Genomic DNA, 21,347 nt, shown 5'->3' with positions numbered 1-21,347 from the left:
TAATTAAATTCATTTCAACCATTTATTATGGCAAGAAAACAAGATAAAAATACAGTTAAGAGATTTAATAAAATCTCCATTGGTTTAGCATCACCAGAATCTATTTTAGCAGAATCTAGAGGTGAAGTTTTAAAACCAGAAACTATCAATTATCGAACTCACAAACCAGAACGTGACGGTTTGTTCTGTGAGCGTATTTTTGGTCCTGTAAAGGATTATGAGTGTGCTTGTGGTAAGTATAAAAGAATTCGCTACAAAGGTATTGTTTGTGACCGTTGTGGTGTTGAAGTAACAGAAAAGAAAGTACGTCGAGATAGAGTAGGACACATTAATTTAGTGGTTCCTGTAGCTCATATCTGGTATTTCCGTTCTTTACCTAACAAAATTGGATACTTATTAGGATTACCATCTAAGAAATTAGATATGATTATTTACTACGAACGTTATGTAGTAATTCAACCTGGTAATGCTAAAAATGAAGAAGGGGAGCCATTACAAAAAATGGATTTCCTTACTGAAGAAGAATACTTAAATATATTAGAAACTCTTCCGCAAGAGAATCAATATTTAGATGATTCTGACCCAGAAAAGTTTTTAGCTAAAATGGGTGCTGAATGTCTAATTGAGTTATTGTCTAGAATTGATTTAGAAGCCTTATCATACGAATTACGTCATAAAGCAAATACCGAAACGTCTAAACAACGTAAAACAGAAGCTTTAAAACGTTTACAAGTTGTTGAAGCGTTACGTGAATCTAACAACAATAGAGAAAACCGTCCAGAGTGGATGATTATGAAGGTTATTCCAATCATTCCACCAGAATTACGTCCATTAGTGCCTTTAGATGGTGGTCGTTTTGCAACGTCAGATTTGAATGATTTATATCGTAGAGTAATTATCCGTAACAATCGTCTTAAGAGATTGGTTGAAATAAAAGCTCCAGAAGTAATTTTACGTAACGAAAAACGTATGCTTCAGGAATCTGTAGATTCATTGTTTGACAATACACGTAAGTCTTCAGCAGTAAAAACAGATTCTAACAGACCATTAAAGTCGTTATCAGATTCACTTAAAGGTAAGCAAGGACGTTTCCGTCAAAACTTATTAGGTAAGCGTGTTGATTATTCTGCACGTTCGGTAATTGTTGTTGGTCCAGAATTAAAATTATTCGAATGTGGATTGCCTAAAAATATGGCAGCTGAGTTATATAAGCCTTTCGTAATTAGAAAATTAATTGAAAGAGGTATTGTAAAAACAGTAAAGTCTGCAAAGAAAATTATAGATAAAAGAGAGCCAGTAGTTTGGGATATATTGGAAAATGTACTTAAAGGACATCCAGTATTACTAAACCGTGCTCCTACATTACACAGACTAGGTATACAAGCATTCCAGCCAAAATTAATTGAAGGGAAAGCAATCCAGTTACACCCATTAGTGTGTACTGCATTTAATGCCGATTTTGATGGAGACCAGATGGCAGTGCATTTACCATTAGGACCTGAAGCTATTTTAGAGTGTCAGTTACTAATGTTAGCATCTCATAATATATTGAATCCTGCAAACGGTTCGCCAGTAACAGTACCATCACAAGATATGGTTCTTGGTCTTTATTATATGACTAAGCTGCGCAAGTCTACACCAGAAGTACCAATTAAAGGTGAAGGATTAACATTCTATTCTCCAGAAGAAGTAGAAATTGCTTTTAATGAGAAAAGAGTTGACTTAAATGCAGGTATCAAAGTAAGAACTATTGATATTAATGAAGATGGTAAGCTTGACAGAATGATTGTTGAAACTACCGTTGGTAGAGTATTATTTAACCAACATGTTCCGCAAGCGGCAGGATACATCAATCAGGTATTAACTAAAAAGTCATTAAGAGATATTATTGGAGATATCCTTAAAGTAACATCTGTTCCTGAAACAGCCGATTTCTTAGATGCTATTAGAACTTTAGGGTTTAAATTCGCATTCCAAGGTGGTTTATCATTCAGTTTAGGAGATATTATCATACCGCCAGAAAAGCAAGGAATGATTGATAAAGCAAATGGTTTAGTTGATGGTATTACAGGTAACTATAATATGGGACTTATTACCAACAACGAACGTTACAACCAAGTTATTGATATCTGGACTTCTACTAATGCTGAATTGACTGAGTTGTCAATGAAACGTATTCGTGAAGATCAACAAGGATTTAACTCGGTGTTTATGATGCTTGATTCTGGGGCTCGTGGATCTAAAGAACAAATTCGTCAGCTTACAGGTATGCGTGGATTAATGGCAAAACCTAAAAAATCTAATGCAGGAGGAGGTGAGATTATTGAAAATCCAATTCTTTCTAACTTTAAAGAAGGGCTATCAATTTTAGAATACTTTATTTCTACTCACGGTGCTCGTAAAGGTTTAGCAGATACCGCTCTTAAAACAGCGGATGCTGGTTATTTAACACGTCGTTTAGTTGATGTATCTCAAGATGTTATTATCAATAGCGTAGACTGTGGAACACTTAGAGGTGTTGAAGTTGAGCCATTAAAGAAGAATGATGAAATTGTTGAAAAATTAGAAGAAAGAATCGTAGGTCGTACATCTTTAAATGATGTTTATAACCCATTAACTGACGAGTTGCTTGTTGCTGCTGGACAATTAATTGAAGATGATATAGCAAAGGCTATAGAAGAATCACCAATTGAAAGTGTAGAAGTACGTTCAGCCTTAACTTGTGAAGCATTACAAGGTATTTGTGCTAAATGTTACGGTCGTAATTTAGCGACTGGTAAAATGGTACAACGTGGAGAAGCAGTTGGTGTAGTAGCCGCTCAATCTATTGGAGAACCAGGTACACAGTTAACACTTCGTACATTCCACGTAGGTGGTATTGCAGGTAACATTTCTGAAGAAAATAAATTAGCTGTTAAATTTGATGGTATTGCTGAGATTGAAGACTTAAAAACAGTAAAAGGTCAAGATGGAGATGGTAACGATATTGATATTGTAATCTCTAGAACTTCTGAGCTTAAACTTACAGATAAGAAAACAGGTATTGTTTTAAGTACAAACAATATTCCTTATGGTTCGACAATTTATGTTAAGAATGGTCAAAACCTTAGTAAAGGTGATGTTGTATGTCAATGGGATCCATATAATGGTGTGATTATTTCAGAATTTGCAGGTAAAGTAAAATACGAAAATATTGAGCAAGGGATTACTTATCAAGTTGAAATTGATGAGCAAACAGGATTCCAAGAAAAAGTTATTTCAGAATCAAGAAATAAGAAACTCATTCCAACGCTTCATATTGAAGATGGAAAAGGTGAAATTATTCGTTCATACAATTTACCAGTAGGAGCTCACTTAATGATTGATGATGGTGAGAAAATTATTGTTGGTAAAATTTTAGTTAAGATTCCTCGTAAATCTGCAAAAGCAGGTGATATTACAGGTGGTCTTCCTCGTGTAACTGAGTTATTCGAAGCACGTAACCCATCTAATCCAGCAGTTGTAAGTGCTATTGATGGTGTGGTTTCATTTGGAAAAATTAAAAGAGGTAACCGAGAGATAATCGTTGAATCTAAATTAGGAGATGTTAAGAAATACTTAGTAAAATTATCTAATCAAATTCTTGTTCAAGAAAATGATTATGTAAAAGCTGGTATGCCATTGTCTGATGGTTCAATTACACCTAACGATATCTTAAATATTAAAGGCCCTTCAGCGGTTCAACAATACTTAGTAAATGAAGTACAAGAAGTATATCGTTTACAAGGTGTGAAAATTAATGATAAGCATTTCGAGGTTGTTGTAAGACAAATGATGCGTAAAGTTAGAATTATTGACTCTGGTGATACTATTTTCTTAGAAGATCAATTGGCTCATAAAGCAGATTTCATTAAAGAAAATGACGATATCTTTGGTATGAAAGTAATTGAAGATGCAGGTGAGTCGGCAAATCTAAGTGCAGGTCAAATTATTTCACCTCGAGAGTTAAGAGATGAGAATTCTATTTTGAGACGAGAAGATAAGCAACTTGTAGTAGCTAGAGATGCTAAGCCAGCAACGGCAACGCCTATTTTACAAGGTATTACAAGAGCATCGCTTCAAACAAAGTCATTTATCTCTGCAGCATCTTTCCAAGAAACTACCAAGGTTCTTAACGAAGCAGCAGTAGCAGGTAAAGTAGATACTTTAGAAGGCTTAAAAGAGAATGTAATTGTTGGACATAGAATTCCAGCAGGTACAGGAATGCGAAACTATACTAACATTATTGTTGGCTCAAAAGAAGAGTTTGACGAAATGATGCAGGTAAAACAAGAGTTAAATTATAATTAAATGATACTCAGGTTTTTCAAGCCGAAGGCGAAGTTAAACCTGTAAGTAGAATTTATCTCAAATTTGTTTGAGATCTCTCTATTGAGAATTAAATTAACATTATTATAAAAAAGCCTTCATGTATTAACACTTGAAGGCTTTTTAATTTTAAAATATATAATATTATGGCAGATCAAAACGATAAACCAAAACAAAGTCAAATCAATATAGAATTAGACGAGAAGATAGCGGAAGGAACGTATTCTAACTTAGCTATTATTAATCACTCAGTGTCTGAGTTTGTTGTTGATTTTGTCAACATCATGCCTGGTGTTCCTAAAAACAAAGTAAAATCAAGAATAATATTAACACCACAACATGCTAAGCGTTTACTTAAAGCTTTAGGGGATAATATAACGAGATTTGAAAATGCACATGGTGAAATTAAAGATTACGAGCAACCACCAATACCTTTAAACTTTGGGCCAACAGGACAAGCTTAAATTAGATATTTAATTGTTGGTGTAAAGTTAAATATTTGTTGCTCGAAATATTTAAATGAGCAACCACCACCAATACCTTTAAATTTTATACCATTGGACAAGCATAATATTAAAAAATCCTTTGAAATTAATTTCAAAGGATTTTTTTTAATCAACACTTATTTATTGAATTTAACTAGCTTGTTTTTTATCGTGCAAGTAATATTTTAATGCACCAGAAGGGCATCTATTAATTTGTTTGATAACACTTTCAGTTTTTTTAGCATTATCTAAATTTATCCATGGTATTATAGAATTACTAAATACATCAGATAATTCTCTAGCACAAGTTTCAGATAAAGTACATTCACACGGGTTATAGGTTACAGTAATGTCATTATTACTAAACTCTTTAGCATTAATTTCCATAGTTAATCATTTTTGGGGTTATGATTCTCTTTTAAAAGTAAAACACAGATTATCAATGACTTAAATATATTGGTTTAAAAGTTTAAAAACTCCGATTAATAGATGAAATACACGGGCTATTAATTAAATTCTGAAGTAAAATGGAATTTAATATTTGGGTATTTCTGTTGGGTCATTTGAAGGGAAAAAGAAGAATCTGCTAAAAAGACCAACTGGTTTTGTTTGTCTTTAGCTAAAAAGCGTTGTTTTACTCTAACAAACTCTTTATACTCTTCACTTTGAGAACCTTTAGGGTCGACCCAACAAGCTTTAAAAACATTCAGATTTTCGTAGGTACATTTTGCCCCATATTCATGTTCTAATCGATATTGAATTACTTCGTATTGTAAGGCACCAACAGTTCCTATAACTTTACGACCGTTCAGTTCAAGAGTAAACAACTGCGCTACACCTTCATCCATAAGCTGATCTATACCCTTGTATAGCTGTTTAGATTTTAAAGGATCCGCATTATTAATGTATCTAAAATGTTCTGGAGAGAAACTAGGAATTCCTCTATAATTTATTTGTTCGCCTTCGGTAAGCGTATCACCAATTTTAAAATTACCAGTATCATGTAAGCCAACAATATCGCCAGGATAGGAAATGTCTACGATTTCTTTTTTTTCAGCAAAAAAAGCATTCGGACTGGAAAATTTCATTTTTTTGTTATTTCTAACATGTAAATATGGTTTATTTCTTTCAAACTTTCCAGATACTATTTTAATGAATGCAAGACGATCCCTATGGTTAGGATCCATATTTGCGTGAATTTTAAAAACAAAACCTGTAAATTTTTCCTCATCTGGTTTAATAAGACGTTCTTCACTTTCTTTAGGTCTAGGTTTTGGTGCTATTTCAACGAAGCAGTCTAATAACTCTCTAACTCCAAAATTATTTAAAGCGGATCCAAAAAATACAGGTTGAAGATTACCATTTAGGTAGTTTTCCTTGTCGAATTTTGGGTATACACCATCAACAAGCTCTAAATTATCCCTAAGATTATCGGCAGATTCTTTTCCAATTAGTGTGTCTAATTCATTCGACCCTAAATTGGAAACATTTATAGTTTCTTCAATATTTTTTCTACTATCACCACTAAATAAATTAATGTTCTTTTCCCATATGTTGTAAATACCTTTAAAGTCGTAGCCCATACCAATTGGAAAGCTTAAAGGTGTTACGCTTAAACCTAGTTTTTGTTCTACCTCATCAAGTAAATCAAAAGCATCCTTACCTTCACGATCTAGTTTATTTATAAAAACAATCATTGGAATGTTACGCATCCGGCATACTTCAACTAATTTCTCAGTTTGCTCTTCAACACCTTTTGCAACATCAATAACTACAATAACACTGTCTACCGCAGTAAGTGTTCGAAATGTGTCTTCAGCAAAATCTTTATGCCCAGGCGTATCTAATATGTTAACTTTAATACCATTGTATTCAAAAGCTAAAACAGATGTAGCAACAGAGATTCCACGTTGTCGTTCAATTTCCATGAAGTCACTAGTAGCACCCTTCTTTATTTTATTACTTTTAACAGCACCAGCTTCTTGAATCGCTCCACCAAAAAGTAATAACTTCTCGGTTAGTGTTGTTTTACCAGCATCTGGATGCGAAATAATACCAAATGTTCGTCTACGTTGTATCTCCTTTAAAAAACTCATAAATAATTGTGCAAATGGGTTGCAAAGATACTTTATAATTTACGATTTCAGAATTGCGATATCAGATTTTATATGATAGAATGAGAATATTAATATATTACTTGGTATTTTTGTTTTCTATGGAAGAAGAAAAGGTAATTCTAGTAAATGAACTAGATGAACAAATAGGTTTAATGCCTAAGTTGGAAGCACATGAAAAAGCGGTGTTGCATCGTGCATTTTCTGTATTTATTTTTAATGATGCTAATGAATTAATGTTGCAACAAAGAGCATTACATAAATATCATTCACCTGGACTGTGGACTAATACTTGTTGCAGTCATCAGCGTGATGGTGAGAGTAATATTGAAGCTGGTAAAAGACGACTACAAGAAGAAATGGGCTTTGTTGTAGATTTACAAGAAACTATATCTTTCATTTACAAAGCGTCTTTTGATAATGGTTTGACCGAGCATGAGTACGACCACATTATGGTTGGAAAACATAATGAATCTCCTAAGATTAATATAGATGAAGTAGCCGATTGGAAATGGATGCCTTTAGAAAATGTAAAAGTCGATATTGAGTTACATCCGCAATATTATACAGAATGGTTTAAAATTATTTTCAAAAAATTTTACCAACATATAAATATAACATCAAATGAGTAAAGTAACAGTTAGTAGAAAGGCGCACTTTAACGCAGCTCATAGGTTGTATAGAAAAGATTGGAGCAATGAGCAAAATGAGGAAGTCTTCGGAAAATGTAATAACCCAAGTTTTCATGGCCATAATTACGATTTAATTGTAAGTGTTACAGGTAGTATAAATGTAGACACGGGTTATGTTATCGATATTAAAATTTTGAAAGAGATTATTAAAGAAGAGGTTGAAGATGCTTTCGATCATAAAAACTTGAATCTTCAAGTTGAAGAATTTAAAAATTTAAACCCAACAGCTGAAAATATTTCTGTTGTAATTTATAATAAGATAAAACCACGTTTAGAAACTCATTTAGAATTAGAAATCACACTTTTTGAAACACCTAGGAATTTTGTAACCTATTCTGGAAATTAATTATGAGTCATATTTTATAACAAATTATTTTGTTGTAACACAATTATACAAAAATAGAACACGTTCGATTCCTTTATAATAGACATATATATTGGAAGTGAAGCACAAATATTTACTATTACTTTTTTTTGAAACATTAAAAATTAGGAGAAACTATATTACTTCTTAGTACGATTAAGAATTATAAACTAAGAAGCTACTAATTAAAAATTATTAGAAGTCTTCGCTTAAAATAAATGGAATTCGTCTCATATTCAAAATGATGTTATGAATAATTTAATTATTTTTGTTTCAACTTTTAAAAACTGAAAAAATGGCAAATGTTAGAGATCTAAAGAAAGATATAAACTATGTTTTAGGCGATATTATTGAAGCAGTATATGTTTGGGAATATGCTAATACAGATAAAGACACAAAAAAGAGCGAAGCGATTATAGATGAAGCTATTGAGGCTTTTGACGAATTAATTACAAAAGCTAATGACAAAAGTGTCGAGAATAAAAAATTACATTTTAAAGCTATTCGTAACGACCTTGAATTGAAAGGAAAGTCTCTAATTGAAAAAATTAATAAATTAGCATAGCCTATAATAGACTTGTAATAAACAAAAAGACCTTTCATTTGAAAGGTCTTTTTGTTTATTACATTTATTACTAGTTAATACATTATTTATCGTTTTCTTGATTCTTAATTTTGTCAATAAAAGTTTGTAATTGTTTACCATATTTTGAAGCTTTTACTTCTGGAGTTAGCATTTTATTTATGGTATCTAGAAACTTAACTCTGGCGTTGTAAATTTCAGTTAAGGCTAAATAAGGTGCTACTTCGCTATCATTATTATTTAAAGCAAAGTTTACAGTTTGTAAGTAGCGATTTTTTAAAAGGCTATTTTGTTTTTCTTCATAAATTTTTCCAGCTAATGAGTCTCCTCTTTTTTGAGCTTCAAAACTTTCCTTAATTAAGTCTAAGTTTCTATTGTTTAGACGAGACATTAATAGTTGATATTCTTCTAAAGTTTTTTGTTGTTTTGAGCCTTTTATTTTTGCATCAAAAACAAAATTTTTAAGTGTTGTATTTATTTCTATTACTCCTTTATCAGCAAAAAAAGTAATTCTGTCTTCTTCGTTACTGTTTTTATCTAAGTACAAGAAAAATATTTCAGGGGATTTAATAGAGCTTTGTAACTCAAAAGTGTCATTGCCACTAACAATTACAGAATCTACTGTTACAATAGTTGAATCTTGAGCTTTTTTTAGGTAAACAATTCCTTTTTTTAAGCCTTTTATATTTGTTTTTACCAATAAATCTGGTTGTTTTTCATTACATGAAAATATTAAAAAGAGTGCAAAAAGAAAGGCTAGTTTTTTCATTTAAATATGTTTGGATTTTTGTCTCGCAAATATCTAAAAATTTAATTTAATACCTAATTTAAGGAGCAACCAATTCCATTAAGTTAGCACAAAATAAAGCAGAGAATGTGCCTATGGCGTATCCTACAACGGCTAGTAAAACTCCTACCGTTGCCAATGAAGGATGAAAAGCTGCTGCAACAACAGGAGCAGAAGCAGCACCGCCAACATTAGCCTTGCTTCCAACGGCTAAAAAGAAATAAGGAGCTCTTATTATTTTTGCAGTTATGACCAAAAGGATAACATGAATTGCCATCCAAATAATGCCCACAACTAATAAGCCAGGGTTTTCAAAAATTGATGCTATATCCATCTTCATTCCAATACTGGCAACTAGAACATATATAAAGACACTTCCTAGTTTGCTAGCACCAGCACCTTCATATTTTTTTGCTCTAGTGAAAGATAGTATTATTCCAATTATAGTAGCTATGGTAATCATCCAAAAGAAAGTGGACGTAAATGATGCTAGTGCTGAAGTTTTATCGTTAAAAACATCAAAATTTGATGTTAAAAAAGTTGAAATCTTGTTAGAACCATAATGAGCTATTCCAACTGCAGCAAAAGCGATTCCGAACATAATCATATAATCTGTTAAATTTGGAATTTTCGAAACGCTTTTTTCATAATTAATTACTTTTTGCTTTAGTTTTTCAATTGCTGAAGTGTCCGCTTTTAGCCATCTGTCTATTTTGTTTTTTTGCCCAATACCAAATAACAAAACAGCCATCCATAGCTGAGCTACTACAATGTCTACTAAAATCATAGCGCCAAATTTTTCTGGATTGTATTTAAAAATTTCATACATAGCAGTTTGATTAGCACCACCACCTATCCAACTTCCTGCTAATGTTGAAAGGCCACGCCATACAGCATCTGGCCCAGCGCCACCAACTGTTTCTGGACTTACTATAGACACTAAAAGTATAGCAATTGGGCCTCCAATAACAATTCCTACAGTACCTACAAAAAACATTGTTAATGCTTTTGGACCTAGATTAAAAACGGATTTTAAATCTAAACTTAACGTCATAAGTACTAAAGCAGCTGGTAGTAAATAGTTTTTGGATATATCATAAACTTTTGATATTTCAGGAGAAATTAAGCCCAAGGAGTTTAATATAGCTGGCAAGAGATAGCACATTAATAATGCTGGGATAATACTATAAAACTTAGACCAGAATCCTGTTTTTTTTGCAGAGGTATAAAATACCAATGCCAACATGAGCATTAATAGTCCAAATACAATAGTATCATTTATAAATATTGGTTGACTTTCCATACAATTCTAGCTTAAAAAGTACAATATAAAGAAAATATAGAAAGGAATAATTTTAGTTTGGCACGCCATTTGATATATAAATAGTAATTACATTAATTATAATAGTTTATTGAGTGGTTACTTTAAACTATTGAATTGTAATCCATATTTTTGGTTGGTTAGTTAGTAAAAAAGCATCCTATTTAGGATGCTTTTTTAATTTATAACGATTTTGCTTTTTTTATTTTGGACACCAGCATTTATTACTCTTAAATAAATTAGAGAAAAAGCCATCAATATCATCACCATCTGTTCTAAATAAAAATATATTTAAACTTAAACTTACCTGCGAAGGCTCAAAGGCTTTTATGTCTGCTTGATTAACACCATATTCAGAGAAATTAAAATCATTCCTCGTAGTAGGAATTTCTTTAGCTGGAAGATTATAGCGAACATCAACTCCAAATTGTTTAAATTCTACTTGAATTCCAATACTAAAGTGCGCTAAACTTTCTTCGTAAGGAATAATTGATGCTCCAACTTCGTTGTTAGCGCCATCTAAAGTTACATCTTGATTAAAACTAAAAGTAGGACCAACATATATAGCCACAGGGTCAAAAATTTTATAACCTATTAAAATTGGAATATCAACTTTTGAAGTTTTCCATTCCGAAGTTTGATTAGGAAAATCGTAATTATTATTTATAGAACCGAAAATGACTTCGGGTCTTACAAAAAAATCACCAAAGGAGATATCTAAAAACGCCCCGAAATGAAAATTTAATTCATTATTGGGAGAAAAGATTTCGTTAGGTGCTCCTTGTTGAAAAGAACCACCAAATGATAATACTTCACCTATGTTATACTTATTAATTCCTCCTTTGATACCAAGTGCAAATTCTTGGGCGTTAATAATGGTACAAAACAAAAAAAGGAGTAGTGCTATTTGAGGTTTTTTCATAGTTGGGGTCTTGTTTAAAATACTAAAACTAAAAGAGTTGCCCTTATCACTCATAATTTAATCGCTAACATTAAGCTTTTTTTCGTTAAACTCGCATATTTACTTTGTTTACTGTTTACTGTTTATTGTAATACTAGTTTGAGTTTATAAATTTCGATATATGCTCAATAAGCTCTTCTGATATTTCACGGTTAGGTTGATTGTAAGATTTTGAGTTATCCAAGTTATCACCAGCTATTGGAACAAGCACATGGTTCATGTTTTTTACAATCATAAGTTTAGCTTTAGGAGCCGCTTTTTTTAGTGTATTAGCCTCTTCAACGCTTACTTGCAAGTCTTTATCTCCGTTAATTATAAGAATGGGTATTTTCAACTCAGTAATTATTTCTGTAGGCTTATATTGTATCCAATTTCTCATAAAACCTTGAATATCTTCTTTAAAAATGGAAGTTAGAGCTTGTGGGTAATCTTTTACTGTTCTTCCTTTTTTTAAAGCTGCGAATATGCGTTTTGTCTCTTCATTAAACTGAGGAGCGGTTAAATTAATTTGTTCAATAATAACATTATCTATACTTTGTCCTGCACCAGCTATAGAAATAAAGCCATCGGCTCGATTTTTAGCAGCGACCATTCCTACTAAACTTCCTTGACTATGACCTACTATATAAATTTTATTAAAGAGTCTTTGTTTTTTAAAATAGTTACTGGTAGATATTGCATCATCAATAAAATCATCAAACATAATGTCCTTATCTATAATGCCTTGTTTTATTTGTTTTACAACACGTTTATCGTACCTAAAAGTTGCAATGCCCTCAATAGATAAAGCTTCTGCTAATTTTTTTAAAGAATTATTTTTTTGAAAATTTTGATTGCCATTTCTGTCAGTTGGTCCAGAACCACCAATAATAATTGCTAATGGAGTGTTAGTTTTATTCGAAGGAAGAAGTAAGGTGCCTTCAATAAATTTGTTAATCGATAAATTTTGCTCAGTGAAGTATTTGTTTTGAGTAATACCTATATTATAACAGAAGAAAGCTAATATTAATATTTTAATTTTCATTTATATATTATTGTTAAGTAATAAATCAAATTTACTAATAGAAATAACTAAATAAACAATGTTTTATTGTTTTTTATTCTATTCGTATTTTGTGTATTTCGTCGATAATATGGTTTATTACGACGATAAATGTTAAAAAAAAGTGTATTTCATCGATTTTATATGTTTTTTGTCGTCTTGTTTCATTTATATTTTTACTTTTGGTGTGTACTAAATAACATACTTTTTAGTTCAATGGATTAATTAATTAATATTTGCATTATGTTGTTGATATAGAGACCCTAAATCTAACTTCGTAAGTAAAAAGCAAATTAAGAAAGAACCGAGTTTGAGGGAACTCGGTTTTTTTGTGTTTAAAACTTTAGATAAACTTATTTTATATAAATTAGCCGTAACTCAAGTTTATGAAATTCTGTAGTTATATATATTGTTTATTCTTTTGCATTATTAGTTTTGCACAATTACCTAAAGGATTTGTATATGCAAATGATGTTATTCCAGATATTGATGTAGAATTAAGGTATTATTCATCAAACAATTTTGTTGGAACAGCCATTAATGGTTATAATGCGAATAAACTTATACTAACAAAACAAACTGCGGAAGCACTTAAAAAAGTGCAGAGTTATTTACAACAACAAAACTTATGTTTGAAAGTTTATGATGGCTATAGACCACAACAGGCTGTAGATCATTTTATATTTTGGGCACGTGATATTAATGATACTTTAAATAAGCATGTTTTTTATCCAGATGTAAAGAAGAAAGACTTATTTAAAGAAGAATATATAGCTTCAAAATCGGGTCATAGTCGTGGTAGTACAGTAGACATAACAATAATTGATGGAAATACGAGTTTGCCAATAGATATGGGAAGTAAATATGATTTTTTTGGAAAAGAATCTTGGGTGAATTTTAATAATATTTCTGAAGAACAGAAGGCTAATAGAAAACTTTTACAAAGTGTTATGCTGAAATTTGGATTTAGAAATTATCCTAAAGAATGGTGGCATTTCACTTTAAAAGGAGAACCATTTCCTAATACATATTACAATTTCCCTATTGAATAAAAAAACCTGCTTTCGTTTTGAAAACAGGTTTTAATGTTTTTTTGATTGATGATGTTTACTATTCTTTATCTAAGTCTTTAGTCATTTTAAAACCAAGGAATAGAGATGCTCCCGCCATAAAGAAAATGATAGCAGGATATACAGCATCTTCATTTAATGTTGTAAATTCGGTAAGGAGCATTGCTAAGAATACACCAATACCAATGCCCATTAGTAATAAGGCTAAATTTAAAAGAAGTACTTTCCAGATTGGAGATGTATGGCTTTTTCCTTTCATAAAAATACTAGCATCGGCTCCTTTTTCAATAAGCGCTAAACGTTCTTTATTTCTTGTAGATAAATGCAAATAGATAACTCCGAAAACTGCTAAAAAAAAGCTAATTGGTATTAAAATTCCTTCCATAATTGTTTGTTTTTAATTGATTAAATTTCATGTGTTCATAGCTTATGACGATTTGTTTTTGGTTTTGGTTACAATTTTTGCAAAAAAAATATTTTAAAGAATAATTGTAACCTAAAAGAGCATTGAGTCGTCTCATTAATAAAATGACCACCAACGACCAATATTATATTAGTTTAGTAATTGATGGCGACACTAATGCTTTTTCAGTATTAGTAGATCGCTATAAGGATTTGGTTTATACTTTAGCATTGCGCATGCTAAAGAATAGGGAAGAGGCAGAAGAAGTTTCGCAGGACACTTTTATAAAGATATATAAATCCATAAATAAGTTTAAAGGGGATTCTAAATTTTCAACATGGGTGTATAAAGTAACTTATAACACATGTTTGGATAGATTGAAAAAGAATAGAAAACATTTTAATGATATTCCTATTAATGAATTTACCGAGCATCAAGTAAAAACAATTGATAATGCATTGGATAGTTTAGAACAGGAAGAGTATAGCAAAGCTATTCAAGAATGCATAGCTTTATTGCCAAGTGAGGATGCTTTTTTACTAACTTTATACTATTTTGAAGAATTATCTTTAGAAGAAATATCTAAAGCAGTTGGTTTAAAAGCTAATAATGTTAAAGTAAAAATATTTAGAGGAAGAAAAAAATTAGCAACGATATTAAGAGAGCATCTAGAACCAGAAATAATTGAAAGTTATGAAAGAACAGGAAGATAATTATTTAGACAATTTTGCAAAGAAAATTATAAGGAATAGCGTTGTAGAAACTCCATCTTTTAATTTTACAGAAGATGTTATGTCCAGAGTTTCAGAGTTGAGTAAAAGCTCTGTTATAGCTTATGAACCTTTAATTTCTAAAAAATCTTGGATAGTAATTGGTGTTTCTCTAATGGTTTTAGTACTTTATTTACTTTTTGGAAATCAATTAGAAACGTCTAATTGGTTTGGGATGTTAGATTTTAGCGTTATATCAAATAATGCTATTAATAATGTATTTTCTGGTATTACAATTTCTAAAACATTTGGTTATGCTATAATATTCTTTTGCTTGATGTTTTGTATTCAAATACCATTTTTAAAGCATCATTTCAATCAGCGATTGGAGAGTTAGATTAAGGGTTTTCTAGATTCTCGTTAGTTTAGTTATAATATTTTCATGTTGAGGGAATATTGATATTAATTTTGATCTATTAGCAAGTTCAAAATCTTTAAAATCGAAACCAGGAGCAACAGTACATCCCACTAAGCTATAATTATCATTTTTTATAACCTCTGCGGCAAACCAGTGTTTTGCTAATACGGTATATTGAAGCAATTCGTCATTTTCTATGTTGCTACCAATAATTACATTCCAATAATCACCCTCTTGAGAAATTATATGAAGTTTTATTGGAGAACCTTTGTAGAAATGCCAAATCTCGTCTTGGTTTATTCTATGAAAAGCAGAGAAACTATTAGAGGTTAGTAAAAAATAAATTGATGTAGAATAATTTCGTTCACTTGAAAAGTCAGAATTTAAGCTGTCTTTATTTATTACTTCTTTACTTCTGTAAACCTCTTTAAAAAAGCCTCCTTCAGGATGAGGTGCTAATTGGAGTTTATTTACAATTTGCTCAATTTTAGTCATACTTTACATTTTAATACCAACGCTTTTTCTTCTTTTTTGAAGCAACGCTTTTACGTCTTTTTTTGTGTTTACTTCCTGTTTTTGTAGACTTATGAATAATAGGTTTAGCCTTAGGATCTAGTGGATATGGATGCTCTTCAATTATATCTAATTGAAGCTGAATAAGTTGTTGTATGGATTTTATATAATTTTTTTCATCTGCAGAACAAAACGAATATGCTGCCCCAGAGTTTCCTGCTCTTGCCGTTCTACCAATTCTATGAACATATGTTTCAGGTATGTTAGGTAAATCAAAGTTTATTACCGCATCTAATTCGTTAATGTCAATGCCACGAGCAGCAACATCTGTAGCTATTAGAATATTTACTTCACCTTTTTTAAATCGATTTAAGGCGTCTTGTCTTGTTGTTTGACTTTTATCACCATGAATACTATCTACTTTGTATCCATTTTTCAATAGTGTTTTTTCAAGTTTGTCTACACCAAATTTTGTGCGTCTAAAAATAATAATGTTCCCTTTTATGGTATTTCTCAAAACATGTAAACACAATTCTATTTTATTGCGTTTGGGAACGTAATATAACCATTGATTTACATTTTTTGAAGTAGATGAATTCTGAGCCACTTCAACACGTTCAGGATTGTTTAAAATAGTATTTGCTAAAAATTCAACTTTATGAGGAATCGTCGCCGAAAATAAAAGAGTCTGCTTATCTCTAGTACAAAGGCGTTCAATTTTTTTAACATCATCAATAAAACCCATATCTAACATTAAATCGGCTTCATCTAAAACAAGTGTTTCCACATAATCAAGATTTATAACATCTTGTTTGTGTAAATCTAGTAAACGTCCAGGAGTAGCAATTAAAATATCAATTCCCTTTTTTAAAATATCTTTTTGAGGTTCTATAGATGTGCCGCCATAAACAACAGTTGTTCTTAAATTGGTATATGTGCAGTAAGTATTAAAATTATTCTCTATTTGTATAGCTAATTCCCTTGTTGGACTTACAATTAAAGCTTTAATTGTTTTTCCCTTTTTAGGAGCGTCTTGTTTATCTAAAAGTGATTGCAAAATTGGAAGCGCAAAAGCAGCCGTTTTTCCTGTTCCTGTTTGCGCAGAAACAATCACATCTTTTTTTTCTAAAACCAGAGGAATAGTTTTTTCTTGAACTAAAGTGGGGTTGTCATATCCAGCTTCTGCTACAGCACGTAAAAGGGGTTTACTTATTTTTAAATCTTTAAAAGACATTTATGGTATAATTTGATGCAAAGATATGATAAAGCAAATCAAAGCTACTTCAAAAAAGATTTCAGTTTGTCCCTTTTCCGTTTAGGTAAAGCATTGTTGTTCATTATTAACTTAATATGTTCTTGGTTTTTGTCTTTAATAAATAATAAATTAAATAACTCCCATGTACTAATACTGTCTTTGGCCTTTTCAATTAACTCTACAGAGTCACCTGTTTTTACATAACCTTCTTCTAGTACACGAATATAAGTTCCTGGAAACCCCCGATCTATAAATTGTTTTAGAGCGAGCTGCGTACCAAACTTTAACCCAAACTTAAAGCATGGTTCTCGAGGTTGTGTTATTTGTACAAGAGCAGCCCCAATTTTATAAATGTCGCTTATATGAATATCTTTTTCATTTAATCCAGATATGGTGAGATTTTCTCCAAACATACCGTATTTCCAATCTAAATTTGGATATAGATTTTTCCAGTAATCATATTGGTTTTCAGAAAACAAGTAACATGCTTTAAACTCACCTCCGTGTACTTTCTTATCAGAAATTTCATCGTTTTGTACACCTTGATTACCTAAAAATATTGGATGATTTACAGGGTTTTTATAAATACCTGTTGTTAGTTCTTTACCATTCCAGATAATGGAGGTAGGATTTGCTATGTTGGTTGAGATTATTTTCAAAAGATTCGTTTAATGCTAAGATAAAGTTCTGTTTCAATGAACTTTAACTGGTAGTTAAACGAAGTTCGCTAATTTTTCTGACAAAGTCAATTTTTTTCAACAAAAAACCACTTTGTGAAAACAAAGTGGTTTTAGATTTATATAGGATGCCGATTGAATCAGCGTGTCAACTTATTTTATCATATCGTAGCTGCGCTTGATAAAGTTTGTAAGTTCTTCACCTTTTAATAAACCTTGCGATAATCGTGCCAAATCTAAACTTTGATTTATTAAACGTTCTTGTTTCTTTTTGGTTTTAGTGTTCAAAATCTCACCTACCAGTTCAGAATTTGTATTTACTATCAAGTTATACATTTCTGGCATGTTGCCCATGCCAAACATACCGCCTCCTCCAGTTTGTTGCATCTCTTTCATACGACGCATAAATTCTGGTTGCGTGATAATAAATGGACTTGCATTGCTATCCATGGCTTCTAATTGCACCATAAACTTTTCAGAAGGAATGACTTCTTTCAGCAATTCATCAAGATTTTTCTTTTGGTCTTCATCTAATTTAGAAATTGTTGTATCGTCTTTCTTAATTAGATTGTCAATATGATCACCATCTACACGTGCAAAAGAGATTTTTTCTTTAGTACTCTCTAACTTTTGGATTAGATGAGAAACAATTGGAGAATCTAATAACAATACTTCATAATCTTTTGCTTTAGCAGCTTCAATATAACTGTGTTGTGCATCTTTATCTGACGTATAAAGTATTACTAATTTATCATCTTTATCTGTTTGTTTCGCTTTGATTTTATTGTAAAGCTCTTCATAAGTATAATATTTGCCATCTACTGTTGGGTATAATGCAAAGGCATCTGCTTTTTCAAAGAATTTTTCTTCAGAAAGCATACCGTATTCAATTACAATTTTAATATCGTTCCATTTAGCTTCAAAATCTTCACGGTTATTATTGAATAGTGATTTTAATTTATCAGCTACTTTTCTTGTAATGTATGATGAAATCTTTTTTACAGCACCATCGGCTTGTAAATAAGAACGTGATACGTTTAATGGAATATCTGGAGAATCTATAACACCACGAAGCATGGTTAAAAATTCTGGGACAATACCTTCAACATTATCTGTTACAAAAACTTGGTTTTGGTATAATTGAATTTTGTCTTTTTGAATGTTTAAATCATTCGTCATTTTAGGGAAATATAAAATCCCTGTTAAATTGAACGGATAATCTACATTTAAGTGAATGTTGAATAAAGGCTCTTCAAATTGCATTGGATACAATTCTCTATAGAATCCACTGTAATCTTCATCCTTTAAATCTGATGGCTGTTTTGTCCATGCTGGATTAGGATTATTAATAATATTATCTACAGTTATTTGTCTGTGAGGTTCGGTTGTTTCCTTACCGTCTTTATCTTTAGTTGTTTTTGGTTCGTGCTCAGGGTCGTTTACTTCCTTAGTTCCAAATTTAATTGGAATAGGCATAAACTTATTATACTTATTAAGTAACTCACGAATGCGAGATTCTTCAAGGAATTCGGTTGAATCTTCTGCAATATGAAGAATAATTTCTGAACCTCTTTCTGTTTTTTCTGAAGGTTCTAAAGTAAATTCGGGAGAGCCATCACATGTCCAGTGTGCTGCTGGTTCATCTGTATAAGATTTTGTAATAATCTCAACTTTTTCTGCAACCATAAATGCCGAGTAGAAACCAAGCCCAAAGTGACCGATAATTCCTGAATCTTTTGCAGAATCTTTGTACTTGTCTAAAAATTCTTCGGCTCCAGAAAATGCTACTTGGTTTATGTATTTTTCAACTTCTTCAGCCGTCATACCTAAACCTTGGTCTATTATGTGAAGTTTTTTGTTGTCTTTGTCAATTTTTACCTCAATTTGAGGATTACCATACTCAACTTTAGCATCTCCAATATTTGCTAGATGTTTTAACTTTAACGTCGCGTCTGTTGCATTACTAATTAACTCACGTAAAAATATTTCGTGGTCGCTATACAAGAATTTTTTAATGAGAGGGAAGATGTTTTCTACCGATACATTAATGTTTCCTTTTGTCATGATATTAATTTATTTGTTATTCCCTAGAGGTAGGGAACCTGATTAATGATAGTTTAACTTATTTGGTTTTGGGTAGACAACAAAAATGCCAAGACTTAAAATGTGACAAACTGGCATTAATATTTAATATTTAAGAATAGCTATTTTTGATTTTTGAAATATAATCGTATTATTTTGTACTTTGGTTATTCCAATATAAACAGATTTCCGATTTCTCGGGAATAGAAAAACATGCATATTATATGTACAATTCAAAAATAACAGGACTAGGTAAATATGTGCCAGATAATGTAGTTACTAATGATGATTTGTCTAAGATGATGGACACTAGTGACGAATGGATTCAAGAGCGCACAGGAATAAAAGAACGTAGATGGATTCCAAAAGGTTCAGACGACACATCTGCTGTTATGGGGGCAAAAGCTGCTAAAATTGCTATTGAGCGAGCTGGTTTAACTAAAGATGATATAGATTTTATTGTTTTTGCAACTTTAAGCCCAGACTATTATTTTCCAGGTTGTGGTGTTCAGATTCAAGATTTGCTTGATATGCCAACCATTGGTGCACTGGATATAAGAAACCAATGCACAGGATTTGTGTATGCCGTGTCTGTGGCAGATCAGTTTATAAAAACAGGTATGTACAAGCATATTTTGGTTATTGGCGCAGAGTATCATTCTGGAGGGTTAGAGAAATCTACTCGTGGTAGAGGTGTTACAGTTATCTTTGGCGATGGTGCTGGTGCTGCTGTTATGAGTAGAACTGAAGACAATACCAAAGGTGTTTTGTCATCTCACTTACACTCCGAGGGTAAATACGCCAAAGAGCTTGTAGTTGAAGGACCAAGTATTAAGCATTGGGTGCCTGAAATTTTGCAAGCTAATGATCCAAATGACACATCTTATTATCCATACATGAATGGAACTTTTGTTTTTAAGCATGCAGTAGTTCGTTTTAGTGAAGCTATTGTTGAAGGTCTTCAAGCTAATAATTTAAAGAAAGAAGATATTGATATGTTAATCCCACATCAAGCAAACCTTAGAATTTCACAATTTATTCAAAGGAAATTTGGATTACGTGATGATCAAGTGTTTAATAATATTCAGAAGTATGGGAATACTACCGCAGCATCGGTTATTATTGCATTAACCGAGGCTTGGGAAGAAGGTAAGATAAAGGACAATGATACTGTGGTTTTAGCAGCTTTTGGTAGTGGGTTTACGTGGGGAAGTGTTATTATTAACTGGTAATAAATATAAAAACCCGAAACATTGTTTCGGGTTTTTAAGCTATTAATCAACTCCAATTAACACTATCTTGTGTGAAGTATATTATTATAGACGTAAAAAAATGAATTTTATTTCATTCTTAACAAACTTTAACATTTTATACAAAAAAACTCGAAATTAACCATTTCGAGTTTTTAAATTTTACTACTCTTTATCATACGAATGTTATTATGTGAAGGTGACTAACTCTAAATAATTAAATCTTCGTTTTTGGTTTTTGAGTATAGACCTGTAACGTATAACATTATTATA

20 protein-coding genes are annotated in these 21,347 nt (G+C 31.3%); 9 read left to right on the top strand and 11 right to left on the bottom strand.

Annotation, left to right across the window (positions count from 1 at the left end):
• Positions 1-27 precede the first annotated feature (27 nt).
• Together rpoC and Q0739_RS01355 are read left to right on the top strand one after the other, a co-directional pair.
• Complete coding sequence (gene rpoC / locus Q0739_RS01360) at positions 28-4,329, top strand: DNA-directed RNA polymerase subunit beta' (protein WP_298236900.1); 4,302 nt, start codon at positions 28-30, stop codon at positions 4,327-4,329.
• Between the two features lie 164 nt (positions 4,330-4,493).
• Entirely contained in the window at positions 4,494-4,811 is a 318-nt protein-coding gene (locus Q0739_RS01355) for a DUF3467 domain-containing protein (RefSeq protein ID WP_298236899.1), read from the top strand.
• Positions 4,812-4,982: 171 nt separating this feature from the next.
• On the opposite strand, the gene Q0739_RS01350 is transcribed toward Q0739_RS01355, so the two are convergent.
• Together Q0739_RS01350 and Q0739_RS01345 are read right to left on the bottom strand one after the other, a co-directional pair.
• Positions 4,983-5,219, bottom strand: coding sequence for a (4Fe-4S)-binding protein (locus Q0739_RS01350; protein WP_298236898.1), 237 nt, complete (start codon positions 5,217-5,219; stop codon positions 4,983-4,985).
• A 119-nt stretch (positions 5,220-5,338) separates the two neighbouring features.
• Positions 5,339-6,928 carry a peptide chain release factor 3 gene (locus Q0739_RS01345; protein ID WP_298236897.1) on the bottom strand — a complete coding sequence of 530 codons (1,590 nt, stop codon included), beginning with the start codon at positions 6,926-6,928 and terminating at the stop codon, positions 5,339-5,341.
• 119 nt (positions 6,929-7,047) lie between these two features.
• Here Q0739_RS01345 and idi point away from each other — a divergent pair, with 119 nt between their 5' ends.
• The 3 genes from idi to Q0739_RS01330 all read left to right on the top strand — a co-directional run bounded on the left by idi (position 7,048) and on the right by Q0739_RS01330 (position 8,567).
• The gene (gene idi / locus Q0739_RS01340; RefSeq protein WP_298237068.1) at positions 7,048-7,578 is read left to right on the top strand and encodes an isopentenyl-diphosphate Delta-isomerase; all 531 of its coding nucleotides are present in this window, start codon (positions 7,048-7,050) and stop codon (positions 7,576-7,578) included.
• Positions 7,571-7,984, top strand: a complete 414-nt coding sequence (locus Q0739_RS01335; RefSeq protein ID WP_298236896.1) for a 6-carboxytetrahydropterin synthase — start codon at positions 7,571-7,573, stop codon at positions 7,982-7,984. Before idi ends, Q0739_RS01335 begins: the two co-directional genes overlap by 8 nt.
• Before the next feature lie 313 nt (positions 7,985-8,297).
• A complete protein-coding gene (locus tag Q0739_RS01330) occupies positions 8,298-8,567 on the top strand; it encodes a hypothetical protein (protein WP_298236895.1) in 270 nt (89 codons plus the stop codon).
• 82 nt (positions 8,568-8,649) lie between these two features.
• On the opposite strand, the gene Q0739_RS01325 is transcribed toward Q0739_RS01330, so the two are convergent.
• From Q0739_RS01325 to Q0739_RS01310, 4 genes are all read right to left on the bottom strand, one after another.
• Positions 8,650-9,354: a DUF4369 domain-containing protein gene (locus Q0739_RS01325; protein WP_298236894.1), complete on the bottom strand. Its 705-nt coding sequence runs from the start codon at positions 9,352-9,354 to the stop codon at positions 8,650-8,652.
• A gap of 58 nt (positions 9,355-9,412) precedes the next feature.
• On the bottom strand, positions 9,413-10,675 hold the full coding sequence (locus Q0739_RS01320) for a DUF819 family protein (protein WP_298236893.1): 1,263 nt from the start codon (positions 10,673-10,675) through the stop codon (positions 9,413-9,415).
• 220 nt (positions 10,676-10,895) lie between these two features.
• Positions 10,896-11,615, bottom strand: coding sequence for an outer membrane beta-barrel protein (locus tag Q0739_RS01315; protein ID WP_298236892.1), 720 nt, complete (start codon positions 11,613-11,615; stop codon positions 10,896-10,898).
• Between the two features lie 133 nt (positions 11,616-11,748).
• Positions 11,749-12,678 (bottom strand): alpha/beta hydrolase, encoded by a 930-nt coding sequence (locus Q0739_RS01310; RefSeq protein ID WP_298236891.1) that lies wholly within the window; start codon positions 12,676-12,678, stop codon positions 11,749-11,751.
• A 404-nt stretch (positions 12,679-13,082) separates the two neighbouring features.
• Here Q0739_RS01310 and Q0739_RS01305 point away from each other — a divergent pair, with 404 nt between their 5' ends.
• Positions 13,083-13,748, top strand: coding sequence for a M15 family metallopeptidase (locus Q0739_RS01305; RefSeq protein ID WP_298236890.1), 666 nt, complete (start codon positions 13,083-13,085; stop codon positions 13,746-13,748).
• A gap of 58 nt (positions 13,749-13,806) precedes the next feature.
• Here the strand turns inward: Q0739_RS01305 and Q0739_RS01300 are convergent, their stop codons facing one another.
• The gene (locus Q0739_RS01300; RefSeq protein ID WP_298236889.1) at positions 13,807-14,151 is read right to left on the bottom strand and encodes a DUF6249 domain-containing protein; all 345 of its coding nucleotides are present in this window, start codon (positions 14,149-14,151) and stop codon (positions 13,807-13,809) included.
• Between the two features lie 143 nt (positions 14,152-14,294).
• Here Q0739_RS01300 and Q0739_RS01295 point away from each other — a divergent pair, with 143 nt between their 5' ends.
• Together Q0739_RS01295 and Q0739_RS01290 are read left to right on the top strand one after the other, a co-directional pair.
• Positions 14,295-14,882, top strand: coding sequence for an RNA polymerase sigma factor (locus Q0739_RS01295; protein ID WP_298237067.1), 588 nt, complete (start codon positions 14,295-14,297; stop codon positions 14,880-14,882).
• The gene (locus Q0739_RS01290) at positions 14,863-15,276 is read left to right on the top strand and encodes a hypothetical protein (protein WP_298236888.1); all 414 of its coding nucleotides are present in this window, start codon (positions 14,863-14,865) and stop codon (positions 15,274-15,276) included. Before Q0739_RS01295 ends, Q0739_RS01290 begins: the two co-directional genes overlap by 20 nt.
• 12 nt (positions 15,277-15,288) lie before the next feature.
• Here Q0739_RS01290 and Q0739_RS01285 read toward each other — a convergent pair whose 3' ends face one another.
• The 4 genes from Q0739_RS01285 to htpG form a co-directional block, all read right to left on the bottom strand.
• Entirely contained in the window at positions 15,289-15,792 is a 504-nt protein-coding gene (locus Q0739_RS01285; RefSeq protein WP_298236887.1) for a cupin domain-containing protein, read from the bottom strand.
• 10 nt (positions 15,793-15,802) lie between these two features.
• Positions 15,803-17,044 carry a DEAD/DEAH box helicase gene (locus Q0739_RS01280; RefSeq protein ID WP_298236886.1) on the bottom strand — a complete coding sequence of 414 codons (1,242 nt, stop codon included), beginning with the start codon at positions 17,042-17,044 and terminating at the stop codon, positions 15,803-15,805.
• A 44-nt stretch (positions 17,045-17,088) separates the two neighbouring features.
• Positions 17,089-17,724, bottom strand: a complete 636-nt coding sequence (locus Q0739_RS01275) for an MOSC domain-containing protein (protein ID WP_298236885.1) — start codon at positions 17,722-17,724, stop codon at positions 17,089-17,091.
• A gap of 171 nt (positions 17,725-17,895) precedes the next feature.
• On the bottom strand, positions 17,896-19,806 hold the full coding sequence (htpG, locus tag Q0739_RS01270) for a molecular chaperone HtpG (RefSeq protein ID WP_298236884.1): 1,911 nt from the start codon (positions 19,804-19,806) through the stop codon (positions 17,896-17,898).
• Positions 19,807-20,048: 242 nt separating this feature from the next.
• Between htpG and Q0739_RS01265 the strand changes: the two genes are divergently transcribed.
• Positions 20,049-21,056, top strand: a complete 1,008-nt coding sequence (locus tag Q0739_RS01265; protein ID WP_298236883.1) for a beta-ketoacyl-ACP synthase III — start codon at positions 20,049-20,051, stop codon at positions 21,054-21,056.
• Positions 21,057-21,347: the final 291 nt, after the last annotated feature.

The sequence above is a fragment of the uncultured Algibacter sp. genome (assembly GCF_947487605.1).
In the GTDB taxonomy this organism is placed as follows: Bacteria; Bacteroidota; Bacteroidia; order Flavobacteriales; family Flavobacteriaceae; genus Algibacter_D.
The sequence above is the reverse complement of the archived record's forward strand: the minus strand, read 5'-3'. Positions and strand labels throughout refer to the sequence as shown.